General features: G+C 50.7%; 15 protein-coding genes. 4 read left to right on the plus strand and 11 right to left on the minus strand.

The features are described 5' to 3' along the window. The first annotated feature begins 63 nt into the window (after window positions 1-63). A complete protein-coding gene (locus tag ACT89M_RS25885; protein WP_308722714.1) occupies window positions 64-1,800 on the plus strand; it encodes a PucR family transcriptional regulator in 1,737 nt (578 codons plus the stop codon). 3 nt (window positions 1,801-1,803) lie between these two features. On the opposite strand, the gene ACT89M_RS25890 is transcribed toward ACT89M_RS25885, so the two are convergent. The 11 genes from ACT89M_RS25890 to ACT89M_RS25940 all read right to left on the minus strand — a co-directional run bounded on the left by ACT89M_RS25890 (window position 1,804) and on the right by ACT89M_RS25940 (window position 14,133). Beyond that, window positions 1,804-2,043, minus strand: a complete 240-nt coding sequence (locus ACT89M_RS25890) for a hypothetical protein (RefSeq protein WP_253499646.1) — start codon at window positions 2,041-2,043, stop codon at window positions 1,804-1,806. After that, window positions 2,043-3,488, minus strand: coding sequence for a dihydropyrimidinase (gene hydA / locus ACT89M_RS25895; protein WP_308722713.1), 1,446 nt, complete (start codon window positions 3,486-3,488; stop codon window positions 2,043-2,045). The genes ACT89M_RS25890 and hydA overlap by 1 nt, the downstream gene beginning before the upstream one ends. Then, the gene (preA, locus tag ACT89M_RS25900) at window positions 3,485-4,780 is read right to left on the minus strand and encodes an NAD-dependent dihydropyrimidine dehydrogenase subunit PreA (RefSeq protein WP_487344888.1); all 1,296 of its coding nucleotides are present in this window, start codon (window positions 4,778-4,780) and stop codon (window positions 3,485-3,487) included. The genes hydA and preA overlap by 4 nt, the downstream gene beginning before the upstream one ends. 328 nt (window positions 4,781-5,108) lie before the next feature. Further along, complete coding sequence (locus tag ACT89M_RS25905; protein WP_154892009.1) at window positions 5,109-6,476, minus strand: NAD(P)-dependent oxidoreductase; 1,368 nt, start codon at window positions 6,474-6,476, stop codon at window positions 5,109-5,111. A gap of 106 nt (window positions 6,477-6,582) precedes the next feature. After that, the gene (locus ACT89M_RS25910; protein ID WP_154891978.1) at window positions 6,583-7,464 is read right to left on the minus strand and encodes a nitrilase-related carbon-nitrogen hydrolase; all 882 of its coding nucleotides are present in this window, start codon (window positions 7,462-7,464) and stop codon (window positions 6,583-6,585) included. A gap of 4 nt (window positions 7,465-7,468) precedes the next feature. Further along, window positions 7,469-8,743 (minus strand): M20 family metallo-hydrolase, encoded by a 1,275-nt coding sequence (locus ACT89M_RS25915; protein ID WP_308722712.1) that lies wholly within the window; start codon window positions 8,741-8,743, stop codon window positions 7,469-7,471. A 24-nt stretch (window positions 8,744-8,767) separates the two neighbouring features. Beyond that, the gene (locus tag ACT89M_RS25920) at window positions 8,768-10,156 is read right to left on the minus strand and encodes an aspartate aminotransferase family protein (RefSeq protein ID WP_308722711.1); all 1,389 of its coding nucleotides are present in this window, start codon (window positions 10,154-10,156) and stop codon (window positions 8,768-8,770) included. A gap of 193 nt (window positions 10,157-10,349) precedes the next feature. Next, complete coding sequence (locus ACT89M_RS25925; protein ID WP_487344889.1) at window positions 10,350-11,414, minus strand: ABC transporter substrate-binding protein; 1,065 nt, start codon at window positions 11,412-11,414, stop codon at window positions 10,350-10,352. Between the two features lie 151 nt (window positions 11,415-11,565). Further along, window positions 11,566-12,498, minus strand: a complete 933-nt coding sequence (locus tag ACT89M_RS25930) for an ABC transporter permease (RefSeq protein WP_308722709.1) — start codon at window positions 12,496-12,498, stop codon at window positions 11,566-11,568. Between the two features lie 2 nt (window positions 12,499-12,500). Further along, a complete protein-coding gene (locus ACT89M_RS25935) occupies window positions 12,501-13,319 on the minus strand; it encodes an ABC transporter permease (protein WP_308722708.1) in 819 nt (272 codons plus the stop codon). Continuing rightward, window positions 13,288-14,133, minus strand: a complete 846-nt coding sequence (locus ACT89M_RS25940) for an ABC transporter ATP-binding protein (RefSeq protein ID WP_308722707.1) — start codon at window positions 14,131-14,133, stop codon at window positions 13,288-13,290. The genes ACT89M_RS25935 and ACT89M_RS25940 overlap by 32 nt, the downstream gene beginning before the upstream one ends. A 519-nt stretch (window positions 14,134-14,652) precedes the next feature. Here ACT89M_RS25940 and ACT89M_RS25945 point away from each other — a divergent pair. The 3 genes from ACT89M_RS25945 (at window position 14,653) to ACT89M_RS25955 (ending at window position 19,110) form a co-directional block, all read left to right on the plus strand. Beyond that, window positions 14,653-16,863, plus strand: coding sequence for a methyl-accepting chemotaxis protein (locus ACT89M_RS25945; RefSeq protein ID WP_308722706.1), 2,211 nt, complete (start codon window positions 14,653-14,655; stop codon window positions 16,861-16,863). 134 nt (window positions 16,864-16,997) lie between these two features. Beyond that, window positions 16,998-17,999 (plus strand): GTP 3',8-cyclase MoaA, encoded by a 1,002-nt coding sequence (moaA, locus tag ACT89M_RS25950; protein WP_253499621.1) that lies wholly within the window; start codon window positions 16,998-17,000, stop codon window positions 17,997-17,999. A 274-nt stretch (window positions 18,000-18,273) separates the two neighbouring features. Continuing rightward, complete coding sequence (locus ACT89M_RS25955) at window positions 18,274-19,110, plus strand: methyl-accepting chemotaxis protein (RefSeq protein ID WP_090922762.1); 837 nt, start codon at window positions 18,274-18,276, stop codon at window positions 19,108-19,110. The last annotated feature ends 103 nt before the right edge of the window (window positions 19,111-19,213 follow it).

The raw sequence follows: 19,213 nt of genomic DNA on the forward strand, positions 1-19,213 counted from the left end.
TAAAAATCCAGTGAGCAAACACCCTGAATCCAGCATCCTTTGTATCAAATTTACAGGTGAGTCATGGGAAAGGGCGGTGATGGTGTGGGAGAGACCACGCTTCATATCCAAATTAGAGACATGCTGAAACGTCCTGTATTTCGCAAGGCCGAGTACCTTGCCAGTCAGCATGCATTGGAGCGTTATGTACGCTGGGTACATATTATGGAGGTTCCTGAGATTGGGGGCTTGCTGAGCGGCGGAGAATTGGTGCTGACAACAGGGATCGGCTGGCCTGAAGGCAAGTCGCATGGTCTGTCTTTTCTGCAACAATTGATTGCCTGCGGTGCCGCAGGGTTATGCATTGAACTCGGGGAACATACACGATCACAGCTTGAGGCGATGAAACAAATGGCGGAGGCGGCGGATTTCCCGCTGATCTGGTTTCATGAGCAAGTCCGGTATATTGACATTACACAGGATTTGCATTTTGCCCTGATTCGCAGTCATCAGCGTATGGTCGCGGAACTGGATCAGCTCACCACCTCCTTTCATCAGCTGTTGCTGAATGGGGATGGTGTACAGCCGCTACTGCGTCTGCTGTCACGCAATACCGGGTATGCTGTCGCCTTATATCCGCTGGAAGGTGAAGCGACGGCCATTCCTCATGTCCCACGTGAGCAACTGGAGAAGCAGAGACAACAGTGGTGGGATCAGCGTGAATCGATGGATCACACTACCCTTGACGGTTATACAGCGAACCCTTCGACTGTAGAGGTATCAGACCCTTTTTCCGGTCGGCTCACAATGAATCCAATCAGCATCCCTGTTCAGGCACTGGAGTACACCTTTGCTGATCTTATCCTTTTCCCTCAGAAACACACAGACCCTGAACCTCCCACTCCAGCTCTGCCGTACCCATCCGACGAGTACGTTTTTCATGCGCTGGAGCGATGTGCTGCTGCCATAGCCCAGGATTGGATGCGTACCCAGTACATGGAGGAAAAACGGCGTTATAAAGAGGATATGTGGGTCATTGACTGGTTAAACGGACATCACTCCGCGAAAGAAATTCATGAATATCTTGCAGCCGTACATCCGGCTCTCTGCACAGGACAGGCCGCAGTTGTTTTATTCGACAGCAACCCTACGCAACACGACAGTCTCAGACTGCAAAAGATACTGATTCAGCGTAATATCGTTGCCCGCTCCGTATTTGCCCGGGAAGGTTTCACCCTCTATAGCACTGTACTTAATCTCCAGATCATTCTCATTGTCATTGACCCGCAGGCTGCATCTCTGCGTAAATCTAATCTGTGGTCCTGCATTCAGCAACTTCGGCAACACGAGCAGGAGCAAACTCACCAGCTCTTCTCCGGTCTGTATGGTATCGGTCAGAACTATTCGGAATACCCACGCCTGCGAGAGAGTCTTGAATCCGCGAAGGAAACGTTACGTATTCAGAAAGATATCGGAGTAATGGAGCAGCCCTTTTACAGTAATCTGCACTGCTATCGTATCATCGCCAGTATGAAACAGAACGGTAACTTGAATGATTTTATTACGGAATACCTGGGCCCACTGATCCGGTATGATTCGGAGAAGGGAGGTCAACTGCTCCTTACACTGAAACAATACCTGGCGCTCTGCTGCTCCAAACAAGAGACGGCCAGTGCACTGTTTATCGTCAGACAAACGTTGTACCATCGGTTGGACAAAATCGAATCGCTTTTAGGGAAAGACTACCTTCTACCCGAGAAACGGGTTGCTATGGAACTTGCGCTATATGCCTATGAATACGTGCATGGATCGCTTATATAGTAACTATGCACTACGCTGTTCCTGTAGCTGACGTATGAGAATATGACTGAACCACTTTCGGCCCGAGGCTGTACCCACATGCTGCTCCACATTCTCTTCTGGAAGATCAGGATGTGCCCATGTCACATGAGCGCCCTCCAGATGTTCCCGGACCGAACAGATTCGATACCCCTGTGCAACCAATCGCTCAATGTCCAGCTTCTCCAGTTCAAATGCTTCGTGCTCCGACATCTGTTTCGACATTAGTTCCGCCCCCCATGAATCGCAGTCACCGGTTGCCTCGGTGGAATCGGTGCTCCTGCATCATACTTATTACGTTTTACATATTTTCCTGCCCCTGCATTGCCCACATACTGCCGATCCCGTATCACATACTCGCCGCGACAAAGCACGGTCACTGGACATCCCTGTACCTGCATGCCTTCAAACGCGCTGTAATCCACGTTCATATGATGTGTTTCCGCCGAAATCACCCTGGTTACGGAAGGGTCAAAAATAACAATATCCGCATCCGTACCCACCGCAAGTGTTCCCTTCTGAGGAAATAATCCGAACAATTTGCTTGCTCTGGTCGAGCACAAATCCACCCATTGATTGAGCGATATGCGGCCTTTGGCTACGCCTTCCGAATATAGAATACTTAGCCGGTCTTCAATGACAGGCCCCCCGTTAGGAATTTTGCTGAAGTCATCTTTGCCGAGATCCTTCTGCCCCTTGAAGTTAAACGAGCAATGATCCGAACCAATGGTCTGTAATTGTCCGCTTTGGAGCGCATTCCATAGTGCTTCCTGATGTCCCTTCTCCCTGAGCGGAGGCGACCAAACATATTTAGCACCCTCAAAGTCCGGCTGATCCATTATGGACTGATCCAGCGTCAGATATTGCGGACATGTCTCTCCCCAGATTCGGTATCCCATCTCACGCATGCGCGCGATCTGCTCGGCGGCTTCGGCACAAGTAACATGCACTACATACAGCTGTGAATCCGCCAATGCGGCCAAACGGGCGGCACGTCCCGTTGCTTCTCCCTCCAGCATAGAAGGACGGGTCAGTGCATGATGAATCGGTGCTGTGTGACCTTCAGCGAGCGCCTGCTCCACAAGCAGGTCAATGACATCTCCATTCTCGGCATGCACCATCACAAGTGCACCGTATTCTTTGGCTTTTTGCAACGTCTGAAAGAGAATGCCATCATCGGCCTGAAATTGGTTTTTGTATGCCATGAATACCTTGAAGGACGATACGCCCTCCTCTTCAATCATCTGCGGCAGTTCTTCCAGCACCTGCTCATTCATCTCGCCAATCATCAGATGAAATCCATAGTCAATGACAGCTTTCCCTTGGGCTTTTCGATGCCATTCTTGTAGGGATTCGGATAAGGGACGGCCTTTCTGAGTCAGACAAAAGTCAATGATGGTTGTGGTACCACCAAAGGCCGCGGCCGTTGTGCCCGTAGCAAAATCATCCGCTGTGACCGTGCCGCCAAACGGCATATCGAGGTGAGTATGGGGATCGATGCCGCCAGGTATGATATAACAGCCTGTTGCATCAAGTACTTCTGTCTGATCATCAGGGATTAACCCGATACCGATCTGTGCTATTTTCCCTGCTGCGATTAAAATATCGGCCTCAAAGGTATCCGATGCCGTCACCAAAATACCACCGCGAATTAATGTACGTGTACTCATGAAATCGCCTCCTTGGCTGATGGATTATGAATAGATTGCAGCAGGGAAATCGCCGACTGACGTTCATTCCAGGTAACCGGCTCCTGTTCTGGTGCAAGCTCAATCATCTCGATCGCACCGTCCACCGGGCAGACGATGGAACACAGATTACAGCCGACACAATCCTCCTCGACCACTTCAAGATAAGCACCGGACGGATCGTTTAACATGTCAATGCACTGATGAGAGGTGTCTTCACAGGCAATGTGGCACTTATTGCAATTGATGCATACATCCCGATTGATGCGGGCAACCACTTTGTAGTTGAGATCCAGATTGCCCCAATCCGAGTATCTTGGCACGGTCTGACCGACCAGTTCGACTACACTCTGAAGTCCTTTTTCATCCAAATAATCGTTCAGCCCTTCGATCATGTCTTCCACAATGCGGAAGCCATGGTGCATCGCCGCCGTACATACCTGCACTCCCGTCGCACCCATCAGCAGAAATTCCGCCGTATCGCGCCAGTCGGATATGCCGCCGATACCCGAAATCGGCACACCCACTTCGGAGTGACGGGCACACTCTGCCACCATGTTAAGCGCGATGGGTTTTACAGCCGGGCCACAGTATCCACCGTGTGCTCCCTTGCCGCCTACATGCGGCACGGTGTTCCAGGAGTCCAGATTAACACCAGCGAGAGAATTGATTGTATTGATCAGTGAGATCGCATCTGCACCACCACGTACAGCCGCACGGGCTGTTGCCGTAATGTCTGTAATGTTGGGTGTCAGCTTTACGATGACCGGTGTGGTAGCCACTTCTTTTACCCACATCGTCTGCAGTTCGACAAGATCAGGCTGTTGGCCTGATGCAGCGCCCATGCCTCGCTCTGCCATACCGTGCGGGCATCCAAAGTTCAGCTCCAGGCCATCGACGCCGGCGGCCTCGACCTTTTTGACAATCTCATGCCACTTTTCCCGCTTTGGTTCCACCATCAGCGATGCCACGACTGCGCGGTCAGGGAAACGTTTCTTCGTCTCGGCGATCTCGCGCAGATTGACCTCCAGGGGGCGATCGGAAATCAGTTCAATATTGTTAAAACCTGCCACACGCTGGCCGCCAAAATGTACTGCCGCAAAACGGGAGGAGGTGTTAATAATCGGCTCCCCAAGTGTCTTCCACACCGCGCCACCCCAGCCTGCTTCAAACGCACGCTGTACCTGGTACCCGGTATTGGTTGGTGGCGCCGAGGCGAGCCAGAATGGATTAGGTGACCGGATGCCCGCCAGATTGATGGATAAGTCAGCCATATCGAACCCTCCTTGATGTGATTTGGAGTGAATCTACGCTTGCTAAGATGAACGTAAACAAGGATAGCCATCTAACGATCCCCACAGCGCTTATTTAACTAAAATTAAGCCTTTGGGAATTCTAACGATCCGTAGGAACGTTATTTTGCTGTTTTTGCCCATTTCCGGCCTGAATCCGCGGGTTTTGGGTGAAATAAGGTTTGTGGTGATCGTTAGAAGTTCACATGCCTTGTTTTTGCAGAAATAGGGTGTCTGGAGATCATTAGCCGATTAGGAGCCAGTATGAAGTCCTGTGGAGATGAGTTTCTGAGAAAGCGTACAGACTTCCTTACGCGCTCTCTTCCGAGCAACCAGGCAGCATTTTCATGATCGAGGCAGCGACCCATTTGCCCTGCTGTGCCGCAGAAACAACCATGGCCTCTCCTTGACCCTGGCCAAAAATGACATCCCCTGCCGCGTACACCTGAGGATGAGAGGTACGGTACGTATGTGCCTCGACTTCTACCACACCTCCATGATGCTTCAGTTCAAACGCCTCAATTAGTGGTAGCAAACGATTCTGTCCAATAGCCCGAATCACCGTGTCACATTCGATAATAAAGGTTGAATTCTCCACCGCCACAGGCATCGCACGTCCGCCGCCAGGCGGGGTCACGAGCTCTATTTTCACACACTCCACCCCTCGAACCCGGCCATTCTCGTCTCCAAGAATACGCTCCGGCATCGTAAACCAACGAAACTCCACGCCCTCCTGCTTGGCAAACGTGTACTCAAATGCATAGGCCGTCATCTGTTGCTCTCCGCGCCGATACAACATCTGTACTCGCTCCGCACCCAGACGCACCGAACAGGTCGCTGCATCCACTGCCGTATTGCCTGCTCCAATTACAGCTACATTCAGACCATGCAGCGCCGGCGGTACACCCTGTTTGGTCGATTCCACAAGTTCAATCGCATCATAAACGCCTTCCAGCTTCTCCCCTTCAATGCCCAGCATCGGGACCGCTCCCATCCCGCATGCGAGAATGACAGCCTCATGTTGCTCCAGCAACTCGGGGGCCGCTATATCTACACCAACCCGTACACCGTATCGAATCTTTACTCCCAGTGCCTCCACCTGCTCGACTTCCCACAAGGAGATCGACTCCGGCAGGCGGAAGGATACGATGCCATAGGTATTCAGTCCGCCGCCTTTCGCCTTGGCTTCATAGATGGTCACATCATATCCTGCCCGGCCCAATTCGCGTGCTGCAGAGAGCCCTGCCGGTCCTGCCCCGACAATAGCCACACTTCTCCCGTTTGACGGGGCTGCATGAAACAGCGGTTCATGCCTCTCCATTGCCCAGTCTGTCGCATAGCGCTGCAGATCACCAATGCGGATCGGTTTGGAGGACTCGTTCAGTACACAGGCCCCCTCACATAACTCTTCTGTAGGACAGACACGTGCGCAACTCGCGCCAACCGGGTTGGCATCCATGATGGTACGAGCCGACCCTTTGAGATGTCCTGTTGCTATTTTTTTGATAAAAGAAGGAATATTGATATCCGTAGGACATGCCTTAATACATGGGGCATCGTAACAATACAGACAGCGGTTGGACTCTTCCATCGCTTCCTTATTGGTCATGGCTGGTTTCATCTCGCTAAAACGATTTTCCCAGCCGTAATCCGACCATGCTGTTCCAGAACGGTTCATCAATGTCATGCACCTCCCGCGGATTTAAGATTTCTGCCGTACCATCCATTGATATGCCTGACAAATGCCAAGCCTATACTTCCTGCCACAACGCTCTAGATCCGATCTACAAGCTCACCAGATGTTCATACGTCTCTGGTCTGCGATCCCGGTAAAACTGCCACACATTACGTACCTCACGGATCAACTCCGTATCCATCTCGCCAATGACCACTTCATCCTGATCCCTGCTCCCCATCGCCACCATGCGCCCTCGCGGATCCACCAGATACGACTGTCCGTAAAACTCACCCATGTTCCATGGCGCCTCCACGCCTACACGGTTGATTGCTGCTACGTAGTATCCGTTGGCTACCGCATGGGCTGGCTGTTCCAGCTTCCATAGATACTCCGAGGTGCCTGCCACTGTAGCCGATGGGTTAAAAACAATCTCTGCCCCTGCCAGCCCAAGCAAACGTGCACCTTCAGGAAAATGTCGATCATAACAGATATACACGCCCACTTTGGCGTAAGCCGTATCAAATACCGGATATCCAAGATTACCGGGTTTAAAATAATACTTTTCCCAAAAGCCGTTCGTCCCTTCTCCCGCTTCCACATGCGGAATATGATGTTTGCGGTATTTGCCCAGATACGTTCCATCCGCATCAATCACCGCCGCCGTGTTGTAATAAGAAGCAATACCCTCTACTTCGTACACGGGTAAAATCAGGACAACAGCAAGCTCCTTTGCCAGTTCCTGAAAACGCCGGGTCGTCGGCCCTTCGGGAACCTGTTCTGCGGATGCATACCATTTGGGTGTTTGTTCTGTGCAAAAGTAAGGCCCGTAAAACACTTCCTGCAGTCCGATGATCTTCGCCCCTCGTGCTGCCGCCTCGCGTACAAGTGTAATATGCTTCTGAATAGCTGCCTCCTTATGCACTTCAACCGGGGCCGACCCTTCAATCTCATGGGAAGCCTGAATCAAACCGATGCTGATCTTTGCCATAACGTTATCCCGCCTCCTTTGGTGGATTACCGTTGCACATCTTGCGAATGGTGCGATAGAGCACCTCCGTGCCTAACGCAATATCCTCGGGAGAGGAATATTCACTGGGATGATGACTGATACCGTCCTTGCTGCGGACAAAAATCATGCCATAATCGCACACATAAGACAGAGCGAGCGCATCATGGAACGGGCCACTCATCAATTCAGGCATGACTGCCCCCATCTCTTCCGCAGAAGAGCGAATGACGGACATCATGGAATCCGCACAATAGCGCGGTTCACTATTGGTATCCTCGGTGACCGTATATGTCAGACCATACCCAGAGCTGATTTCATCCAGCAATGTCATCAAACGGGCCTCCAGCCGATTACGCCGCTCCATCTCCATGTCACGCAAATCCACGGTAAAGCTCACTTCTTCCGGAATAATATTCCTTGAATCCGGAAATACCCTCAGACTTCCTACCGTACCGACAGTGGGCGCTCCCGGATCTTCACGGACCAGATCATCAAAGGCCGCAATCACTTTGGCACTGCCCGCAAGTGCATCATGACGCATCCCCATCGGCACAGAGCCTGCATGACCGGCCATTCCTTTCATAGTCACCGTGAGCCAGAGGGGACCCGAGATGCCTGTCACCAGACCGATCTGAGCATTCATAGCCTCAAGTACAGGTCCCTGCTCAATATGTAGCTCCAGATAACTGCCAATGGAACCGGGAGAGTACACCGCTGCTGTGAATTCTGAGGGCGAACACCCGAAGGATGCCAGCGCCTCCCGGCGAGTCACCCCGTTTTTATCCTGGCGTTCCAACTCCCCCTCCTCCAACTGGTTTGTAATGCCGCGGGAACCAAATAAACCTTTGTTAAACCGTGATCCCTCTTCATCGCAAAAAGCAATTACTTCGATCGGCATACGCGGCTGTACGCCTTGTTCAATCAGGCACTGTACGGCCTCCAGCGCACCGAGTACACCGATCGCACCGTCATAACGACCTCCATACGGCTGGGAGTCGATATGTGAACCGACCATCAGGATAGGTCTAGCTGCATCCGTGCCTTCAAGGCGACCAATTAGATTCCCGAAAGCATCCATTCGAGTCACAAGGCCTGCCTTCTCCATCCAAAACCTGACTTGGTTGATGCCCTCCATGTCCTCTGGAGTAAGGGCAAGCCTGCATACCCCTGTCTCTCCGATCTTGCCGATCTGAGCTAACTGTTCAATATGTTCATTCAGCCTCAGCTGATTAATGGATAACTCGGTTACGGTCTGCATCCTTCCTCTCCTCCTTGTCACGCGTTAAATCAACTCATGCCTACCCTCATCCAGACTGCGAAGTGCGGTAAACAAATGACTTACGATAAGGTCCAGTTCTTCCTCTGTGGTGACAAAGGGCGGAGATAGGGTCAAAATGTTCGCAAAGCCCGGCACCGTGTCTCCGTTTTTACCAATCAGGATGCCTTCCCGTTTACAATGAGCCAGCACCTTCATGACATTCTCTGTTGTCGCCGGTGAACCGTCCGGCTCAATCATCTCGATGCCGCAGGTGAATCCGAATAGACGGATATCGCCTACGGAAGGAAGTTCAAGCAGCGGCTCCAATTTTTCGCCAAGCAGCTGACCTAGTTCTGCAGCCCTGCTGACCAGTTGCTCCCTTTCCAAAATCTCCAGATTCGCCAGCGCAACCTGGCAGGATACCGGATTCCCGCCAAACGTGTTCACATGGCGAAAATGGTTATCCGTTCCTGGCTCACGAAAAGAGTCATACAGGTCGGCTCTTATCGCCGTGGCGGATAACGGAGCGTAGGCACTCGTCATGCCTTTAGCCATCGTGACGATGTCCGGCTGTACACCGTAGTTCTGGTGACCGAACTTCTGCCCGGAGCGGCCAAAGCCGCAAATCACCTCATCGACAATGAACAGCACGCCATAGCGCTGGCAGATGTCCTGTACTCTGCGCATATACTCTGGCGGAGGAACAATCATACCGCCACCGGTAATCACCGGCTCCATAATTACGGCAGCCACCGTCTCCGGGCCCTCCCATTGAATGACTTCCTCGTAGATGGCGGCACATTCAAGCCCGCAGCTATCCTTACTTTTCCCAAACGGACAGCGGTAACAGTACGGCGGAGGAACATGGGAGAAGCCTACACCGAGCGGCTCGTATTTGATCTTGCGTGCGGCTTGCCCCGTTGCGCCCAGTGCCCCCATAGAGTTACCGTGATAGGCACGGTGACGAGAGATGAATTTATGACGCGCGGGCTCACCGTTCTGATGGTGGAACTGACGGGCTATTTTGAAAGCCACCTCATTGGCATCCGAACCTGAATTGGAGAAAAAGATTCGATACTCTCCCTCTAGCCATTCATTCAGCTTCTCAGCCAGTAAAATCGCCGGCTCATGGCTCTGTGTCATCGGGATGTACGCGAGAGTTTTCATCTGTTCATAGGCACGTTTGGCAATCTCCTCACGTCCATGCCCTACATTGACGCACCATAAGCCCGACATGGCATCGAGGTAACGTTTACCCTCCTGATCCGTAACCCAGCTCCCCTCACCGCTAACGGCAATCAACGGGTGATCGTTATGGGGCGAGATGTGGTGCCAGACATATTTGCGATCCTTCTCCAGCCATTCTTCCTTCGTACCGCCCAGACGTTGTGCTTGCTGATCCACAGAACTCATCCATCCCGCTCCTCTCCTATGTGATGCGTGTAGCAATGTTCCCACGTCACGCCCATCCACATGATCATGTACATCCGACAACTCGATCTATGCCAGAACAATCGATTTATCCCTCAGTCTATGTTCCCGTGTCTCAGCCTATTTCAAGGCTCCTATACATCCTCCGTTCTTTCAAACCGCCCGGCCTCCGGGCTTATTTCACGGCCTCTTCATATATACTCTTCTCTAGTGCTTCATCCAAATTGGCTGCTTTCTTGATCAGTCCGTATTTCAGTGCAATATCTGCCGTTCGGGTAAACGATTCATCGACAAAACTTCCCACTTGTTCCTCGCTAAACCCTTCCGGACGAATCAACTTGGCAATCTCTTCAAGCATCGTTACTTGATGTTCACGAGTCGTACTGCCCTCGGTTACATTATTCATCACGATGTCCACCGTCTCATCCTGATGATCGATGGCATAGTTCCAGCCTTTCAGGATAGCCCGGGTTACTTTTACCGCCAATTCGTGATTGTTCTCCACCCACTCCTTCTTGGCAATCAGCGTATCCTCCAGCATGCCGACTCCGGCATCCTCAATGTTGAACACGTCCAGATCAGATTCTTTTGTGCCGCTCTCCAGTACAACGTGATATTCGTTATAAATCGTGGCCGTAGCCACATCCACCTGGTCATTGAAAAACTGATCCATCGTAAAGCCCTGCTTCACCAGTTCAATATCCTTTTTCGGATCAAGTCCGTTTTTCTCCATAAAAGCAAGCACCTGAAACTGCTGACTGCCAAACCAGGTACTGACCTTCTTGCCCTTCATCTGTGCCGGATCGGTAATGCCTGCTGACTTCTTCGCGATCAGGCGATAGCTGCTCTTCTGTGAGATCTGGGCAAGTGAAACGAGGGGAAGACCGTTATCCCGGCTGACCAGCAAGCTGTCCACTCCCGTAATGCCCACATCGGCTGCACCATTAACGACCTGTTGCTCAATAACGATATCCGGGCCACCTGGAATAATCTCCGCATCAATGCCTTCCTCTGCAAAAAAACCTTGTTCCTTCGCGGCATATATTCCGGCAAACTGTGCTTGCGGTACCCATTTAAGCTGAATCTTCACTTTGGTTAATGGTTGCTCCGCGGTTCCTGAACCACCCGAGCTTGCAGCGGCTGGCTGCGCTGCTGGTTCGCTTTTTGCAGAACATGCTGCCAGCACCAGCACCACACACAAGATCAACATCCCTAAACCCAGCTTCAACGTTTTGTACATGTACAGAACAACCCCCTGTTTATATATGGATTTTGTTAACGGTACGCGAAACGGAGAACGAATCTCCCGCTAGAATACGGAGCATTCAGAATTGTATTGGAGGGGTAATCGAATCCTTATCTATGTGCTCACTTTTTCTGTACATACCTGTCTACTGTGCTGACGTATGCGCACGACTCCAGTGAAGCAGGCGCTTTTCAGTCAGAACCACCGTCTCATAGAGCACAATGCCGAGGATCGCTGCGATGACGATACAGGACCAGGCCAGCGGCATGTTGGCGAGCCGAATCTGATCAGAGAGCAAGTAACCCAGCCCTTGGGATGCGATAAAAAACTCTCCTACAATCGCGCCGATAATACTGGTCGACATGTTGATTTTCAGACCCGCAAAGAGAGATGGCAGCGCATGGGGCATCCTCAGCTTCCAAAAGAACTGTTTCCTGCTCGCCGCCAAGCTGCTCAGCAGTTCTTCATACTGCGGCTGAATAGAGGTCAGTCCTTTGAACAGGCTGACGGCCATCGCGGCCATCGTGATGACCGACACGACGGCGATCCGGGACCAAATCCCGTCTCCGAACCAGTTGTTCATGATCGGAGCCAGAGCCACAATCGGAACTGCATTCAGCGCAGACAGGACTGTGACGGCTGCCCTGCCACTATTTGCAAAAAGTGATGCTCCCATCGCAGCCAGAGCCCCTAGCAGCGAGCCAATCAGAAACCCGCCCAGCATCTCGGTACCACTGTAGATGGCATAGCGGAAGAGCATCTCGGCATTGTCCCGGATGGATATAGCAATGGCGGAGGGTACGGGCAACTGATAATCTTCCAGTGACAGCAGCACATGAAAGAAGCGCAGTTGCCACAATGTTAGAAAAATCGCTCCTGCGAGCCAAGGCAACAGGTTGCGGAGCAGCATGCCGGCCTTCATGCCAATACGCGAAGTACTTGTGCGGAAATAATCAGTAGACGAGGACGAATGTTCTGCTTGTTGTATCTGTCCCCTTTCGCCAGGAAGAGCATGCCCTGTAACTCCGTTTGTGGTTCCTTCATCCCTTTTTGGCTGGAATACGCTACTTTCGCTCATGGCTACTCCCCTCCTTTGGGTCTGAATTCGGGCTGCCATGGAGTAAGCCAGTGTTCAGCCAAGCTGATGAACAGATAGGTGATGAGCCCAATGCCCATGCTGAGCATGATGGTTGCCCAGAACATACCCGCCTGTGCTGAACCATAATACAGCGAGCTGACCATCAGTACGCCAAGTCCATCAGGTGCTCCCATCAGTTCCACGACAATCGAGGAGGTCACTGCGAGCGGAGCCGCAATTTTCATGCCGGAGAATAAACCAGGAAGCGCCGAAGGCAGTAAACACTTTACGTAACGCGCTCTCCACGAAGTGCCATAGGCGCGCATGAGTTCCAGATGCTGGGTAGAAGCGCTTTTCAAACCTTTTAAAGTATGGATAATCACCGGAAAAAAGGTAACATATGCCGCCATGACAATTCGCGCCAACTCCGCATTATGAATAATGCCATATACGATCGGGGCAAGCCCGATCACCGGAACCATCTGAGAAGACACCACATAAGGAGATAACGTGCGTTCGATCCAGACCGTGGTACTCATGAGCAGTGCCAGTAATGCTCCCAGCAATGTTCCTACGGCAAAACCGATGGCAGCATTGCCAAAGGTAACCGAACCTTGCTCCGCCAGCGTGTTCCAGTGACGGAAGAACGACTCCATGACAACGTGAAGATATGGTAGACGAGAAGTGGCCTGCTGCGGAGACATAAACAGATGTAACATCCATGCCAGCCCTTCCCAAAGTACAAAAATCGATATGATCCAGATCATCACCCAGGTACGGTAACCCGGTCTAAACAAACGAAGGAACATGGGCTTGATCACGCTCCTCATGAAAACAGTTACGAATCGCCGTTATCATCTGATAGAAAGGTTCGGTTTCCCTCAACTGGCCCTCTCGCTCGGCTGGAAGGTTCACGGGATGGATCGAATGCACTTGGCCCGGATGGGCAGAGAGTACGATGATGCGGTCCGATAAAAAAACTGCTTCGGGGATGCTATGGGTAACAAAGAGGAAGGTTTTACCGGTAGAACGTTTAATCTCAAGCAGTTCCATCTGCAACTTTTCTTTGGTGAATTCATCCAGCGCAGAGAACGGCTCATCCATTAATAGAAGGGGTGGATCAAGCGCCAGTGCACGTGCAATAGACACGCGTTGCTGCATCCCTCCGCTCAGCTGCCATGGATAATGATCTGCAAATCTAGTCAGTCCAACCATATCCAGCAGTTCACTGCTAATGCGTCGGCACTCTTTTCGCCGGGTACCTAGCAGTTCCAGCGGTAGTTCTACATTGTGGCGCACCGTACGCCAATCAAACAGAGCCGGAGTCTGAAAGACGATACCAAACTGCCGTTGCAATCTTGCCTGCTTCGGTTCCTGTCCTGCAATTCGAACACGGCCTGATGTTGGCTGGAGAAGATCAGCAACAATTCGCAGTAATGTTGATTTGCCACAGCCGGAAGGACCCAGCAGGGAGACAAATTCATTGGGGGCAATATGGAACGTCACATCGGATAGGGCCGTTACTTGCTGAGGACCACTGCCAAAGATGACAGAAACATGATCCACATCGATAAGACGTTGCTCCGAGGTAACGCTCGTGGATGGATGAAGAGATACAACAGAGGGAGAGTTCATAGGCATTCTCCTTTGGAAAGATGGGATGGATGGAGAAGATTTCAAGGTTGATTGATGGAAGGTTAACCTACACAAACGTAACGGGTTGACTTGTTAGATACTACTATATCGCTTTGGCCGAAAATTACATTATACAAACTGTGTGGAGTATGGGCTTGTACATGTGACACATTGTAAAATGAGATTGATTCTCAGCATATCCGTTGCATATCTGTTGCACATTTGTTGAGACATGAAGTAACATGCAGCTGCCATAAATGAAGTACCCTCTCCACGCCCTCTTCTGCAAACAGCGTATATTCATTTGTATTAATTGATGGAATATTCGGAAAATATGACATATCCCCTCGTAATCCTATGAAATTTCATGTATAACGTTGGATATAGACAGAGATTGGAATAAAGCATTGGTGGGATACAGTTGTACCAACTCTAGCTTGAATTACCACAAGATCATGAAAAACAACATGTTTGAGGGCTGTTCAAATCTTTTTAAATCCAAAATTCGGGGTGGTCATCATGTTTGATTGGCTGGGATGGAAAAAAGGGTTACCGCTGTGGTGGTCTTATCGGTTGAATGCACACCGGAAGGAAGATGTGGAGCACATTTTTGAAGGGATCGCGGAGACAAGAAGACAGTTATTGATAGATTGGGCGAGTGATCAGTGGAGTCATCTGGATCGGTTGCTTCAGCAGATCGGATCGGTTAACCTCCAGGATGTGAAGCACGGATCAGCACAGGCAGAAAAGCTGGATACCTGGTTTAAGGCGAGCTACGCACGCACCCAGGATAGTACGGAATTGTTCATACTTAACGAGCAGCATCAGGTTATATTCTCTACATATCAGAAACATATAGGTCAACGTTATACTCCTCACGAGAAAATATCCTTTGGTCCCGGATTGAGCTATGCACAAGCAGGCATAGATGGTCAGAAGTGTCTGTATGGTCCGTATTCTGATCCGCTTACGCTGGAGATCGGGCCACGCTCGTCCACGTTTCATGACGCGATTACCTTGATGTTCATTGTCCCTATCGTGCAACAAGGTAAGGTTGCGGGTGCTTTATGTAGCCGTATTCCTGGCGACGTGCTTGGTGACCTCATTCAGCGTGAATCGGGACATATCTACCCGGACTCAGGTGATAACTATCTGTTTATGGCCGAGTCTGTATTGCGGCCTGAACTACAGCCAGGTACCGCTCTATCTCGCAGCCGCTTCGAGGATCGAACATTCACGCATGGAGAAAACCTGAAAGACGGTGTGACCACGGATTGGGGCATCGTGTCTGTCCAGAAGCATACGGAGCTTGAGCTGATGTTCACCGATCCCTCTACCGGCCAATTACATCCGGGCGTATCGAAAACGATTCAAAATGGCTCGAATCTGTTTGTGGCCTATCCCGGTTATTCGGATTACCGTCATATTCCCGTCATCGGTAAAGGCATCACCTTTCAACTCCCTCACTGCCCGGATCGCTGGGGCATGATGTGCGAAGGTGATCTGGAAGAAGTGTACCGCATACGCAGTATCGGATGGAGACAATTCAAACAGCATAGCTTCTATATTATGCTCTCGGCCGTTCTTGCTGCCGCCTTGATTTTTGTGCTGACAGGCAGCGGATGGAACGCTGCTGCAATCGCTGGCTTTCATGTCATCTTGGGATTCTTTGGTGCATTCCAGCTTCATCGCAAACAATACAACCGCGTCCATGGGGACTTGCGCAGTCTCAGTCAATTCATTCGGGTGAACGCGGAGGGTAAAGGTGATCTTACCCAGCGTCTGGACACCAATGCTTTTGCTCAAGATGAATCAGGTGAACTGGCCAAATGGATTAATAACATGATCGATTCTCTGGAGAGCATTATGCTCAAAGTCCAGCGGGCTACGGTGGACGTGATGGATAATCAGCATCTGATGCGTGCATCTACAGAGACCACTCAAGTGACTACTGACCGCGTCAACCTCAAGCTTGGTTCAATGATTCAAGCTACCCGTACCCAATTACAAGACCTGGATCAAGCCAAGCTGGCCGCTGATCATATGCGACTGACCCTGCAACAGCTGGAGATTTCAGCCAATGAACAGATTGGTGTAGCGAGACAGGAAGTAGATCGCATCGGTGATAAAATGATTCAAATCTCCAGTGCCGTGTCGGATACTAACCAGACGATCCTCTCCTTCCTTGGCACAATGAAAGACATCTACCGCGCCTTGGCGGTCATTGAAGAAATATCGGCACAGACCAATCTGCTCGCATTAAATGCGACAATCGAAGCCGCTCGCGTCGGAGAGCATGGACGCGGTTTCTCGGTTGTCGCGGAAGAGATTCGTAAGCTGGCCGATGTGTCCCGCTCCTCTACAGAGGACATTCATCAGATTTTGGATCGGATCTCGACGGCTGCAAGCGCAGCTTCCAAGCAAATCACCGAAGGAGACCAGGTGCTTGCCGAAGGAACAACGCTGGTTCAAGCAGCGTCAGAGCTTCTCCAAAAAGCCAGCTCCGAAGAAGCCGAGCGTACCCAAGTCGTCGATCAGGTCGTATTTTTGATGGAAAATATCGCTGCCATCAGCCACCAAAATCGGGTGACCTCCGCCGAGGTGGAAGCCGAGATGATGGCGTTGATTCGGGATATGTTGAAGGTTCAACAATCCTCCCATGATGTGGAGGCCATTACCCTGTTCCTGCAACAAGTCGTTGGCCAATTTCAATTGAATCAGCCTGCCTAAATTGCTATCACGGGACGTCATCATTGACGCGGATTGGAGAAATAGCTAAAATTTGATGCAACTGTTGCTTTTACAATTGTCGTATCATTTACTATAGAAGGTTTCCAATCTGAACTGTTGAAAGGGTGGTCTGCATGGAACTGCTTCAGGATTCATTTGGCCGCATACATGACTACATCCGTATTTCCGTTACGGACCGCTGCAATCTGCGCTGTGTCTACTGTATGCCCGCGGAAGGCATGGAGTTTGCTCCGCATGATGAGATAATGAGTTATGAAGAAATTACGGACGTGCTAAAAGTGCTCGCCCCGATGGGCATGCGCAAGGTTCGGCTCACGGGGGGAGAACCCCTGGTACGTAAGGATCTGCATAAACTTGTGGGCATGATCTCTGCCATTGATGGCATCGAGGACATTGCACTGACCACGAATGCCTTGCTGCTGGACAAACAGGCGAAGGCTTTGAAGGATGCTGGCCTGAACCGCATTAATATTAGCCTGGACTCCCTGCATGCTGACCGCTTCTCTATGATCACACGCGGTGGAGATGTCAATAAGGTGCTGAAGGGTATCGAGGCAGCTACTGCGGTGGGCCTGGCACCGATCAAGCTGAATGTCGTGCTCATGAAAGGCATTAACGATGATGAGATCAAGGATTTCATCGCTATGACGATGGATCAGCCGCTACATGTGCGATTTATTGAATACATGCCAATCGGGCAGGCTTCCGACTCCTGGCGCCAATCTTATCTGCCGCTGGAGGCTGTTACGGATGTATGTGCCGAGGCTGGCTGGACGGTTGAGAATACCGAGGGCCCTGCCGGGAATGGCCCATCACGTAATATGAAAATTACAGGCTCCCAAGGCACATTTGGTCTTATTCATCCAGTCAGTGACCACTTCTGCGATAACTGTAATCGGCTACGCCTTACAGCGGACGGACATATCAAGGCTTGTCTGTACTGGTCAGATGAATACAATGTTCGCCGCTATGTAGATGATCCCGATGCGATGGCCGCACTTTTCCTGAAAGCACTCGGTACCAAACCGAAAAATCATGAAATGGCGCTGGCACTGGAGAAAAAAATGCAATCCCACACCCCGACGGTACGACGCATGTCGCAGATCGGTGGATAGAAGGCAAACATAACGCCATCTATTATAAACAATCGCTGTGCTCATTATGATTCATGAACAAAACAGGCGAGAACCTCAGGTTCCCGTCTGTTTTTTGTGTTGTTTGATGATGAAAAGCTTATGTCAGCGACATGTTTCTATTCCTTTGATTCAAACGCTTAAAAAAAATGTAATAGACGTTATGCCCTTTTTAGGCCTAAATTAGGCTAATCGATCTGACGATGTATAATATACACCCAGATGATATACACACATACTACAGGAGCTGAACTTATTGAACATCGTAGAAGCACTCACTGCAGCAAGTCCTTATTTTAAAATGATGCTGAAAGAACACGATATCATGATTGCCGTTACCGATACCGAGAAGTTCTGGTATTACGTTCCCAGCAACGAGCTTGATCTTGGCATCAGAGCCGGAGATCCGATCTCTCTTGAAGACCCTACACTGCGCCGGGCACTTGTGCATGGGGAGACCTCAGCCAATCGCATTGACGCCAAATTTTACGGCACACCCATTATTTCATCCGCCACTCCGCTTTATGATGATGAAGGAAAGATTGCAGGAACGCTTGCTATAGGTTTTTCACTCCAGAACGAAGAAAAGCTCGAGCACTTTACCGACCTGATTACAGGCATCAGCGGCAGGTTATCAGAGATGGTGCAGACGGTTGCTGCACAGTCTGAACAGCTAACTGCTTCGTCTACGCAAATTTTGGACAATACACGCCTTGCTGTGAAGAACTCCGGTGAGGTCAACAAAGTTGCCGTATTTATTCGTGAAGTATCGGAACAAACGAATCTGCTTGGCCTGAATGCAGCCATCGAAGCCGCACGCGCGGGCGCGGCAGGTGCGGGGTTCGGCGTAGTTGCCGCCGAAGTGCGTAAACTGTCCACCGGAACCAAAGAGGCGACGGTGAACATTGAACGTTCCCTCAAGGATGTGCAGTCCTCCATTCAGCAGATGGAACAGGAAATTACCTCCATAACACAGTCCAGCAATGCACAGTCTGAACTTGTAACGGAGTTCAGTGAGATTATTGACCATCTGAACGCAACAAGCCAGGATCTTAAAGTGTTCATTGAATCAATGCTGCTAAAAGCAGAATAAACGGATACATCAAGCTTCCCGTGACTCTGTGACGGGGAGCTTTTTTGCTACGAAGTGTTAGCTAGCAGGTGCACGGCTGTCCCCTTCTTACACCCATCCAGCC

This window comes from Paenibacillus sp. NN59 (genome assembly GCF_057597225.1).

Bases quoted from the DNA above. Each gene is read 5' to 3' on its own strand.
- ACT89M_RS25910 (WP_154891978.1), bottom strand. From the start codon at position 7,464: ATGGCAAAGATCAGCATCGGTTTGATTCAGGCTTCCCATGAGATTGAA.
- ACT89M_RS25920 (WP_308722711.1), bottom strand. From the start codon at position 10,156: ATGAGTTCTGTGGATCAGCAAGCACAACGTCTGGGCGGTACGAAGGAA.
- ACT89M_RS25945 (WP_308722706.1), top strand. From the start codon at position 14,653: ATGTTTGATTGGCTGGGATGGAAAAAAGGGTTACCGCTGTGGTGGTCT.
- moaA (WP_253499621.1), top strand. From the start codon at position 16,998: ATGGAACTGCTTCAGGATTCATTTGGCCGCATACATGACTACATCCGT.
- preA (WP_487344888.1), bottom strand. From the start codon at position 4,780: ATGGCTGACTTATCCATCAATCTGGCGGGCATCCGGTCACCTAATCCA.
- ACT89M_RS25905 (WP_154892009.1), bottom strand. From the start codon at position 6,476: ATGAACCGTTCTGGAACAGCATGGTCGGATTACGGCTGGGAAAATCGT.
- ACT89M_RS25940 (WP_308722707.1), bottom strand. From the start codon at position 14,133: ATGAACTCTCCCTCTGTTGTATCTCTTCATCCATCCACGAGCGTTACC.
- hydA (WP_308722713.1), bottom strand. From the start codon at position 3,488: ATGAGTACACGTACATTAATTCGCGGTGGTATTTTGGTGACGGCATCG.
- ACT89M_RS25930 (WP_308722709.1), bottom strand. From the start codon at position 12,498: ATGAGCGAAAGTAGCGTATTCCAGCCAAAAAGGGATGAAGGAACCACA.
- ACT89M_RS25925 (WP_487344889.1), bottom strand. From the start codon at position 11,414: ATGTACAAAACGTTGAAGCTGGGTTTAGGGATGTTGATCTTGTGTGTG.
- ACT89M_RS25915 (WP_308722712.1), bottom strand. From the start codon at position 8,743: ATGCAGACCGTAACCGAGTTATCCATTAATCAGCTGAGGCTGAATGAA.
- ACT89M_RS25890 (WP_253499646.1), bottom strand. From the start codon at position 2,043: ATGTCGAAACAGATGTCGGAGCACGAAGCATTTGAACTGGAGAAGCTG.
- ACT89M_RS25885 (WP_308722714.1), top strand. From the start codon at position 64: ATGGGAAAGGGCGGTGATGGTGTGGGAGAGACCACGCTTCATATCCAA.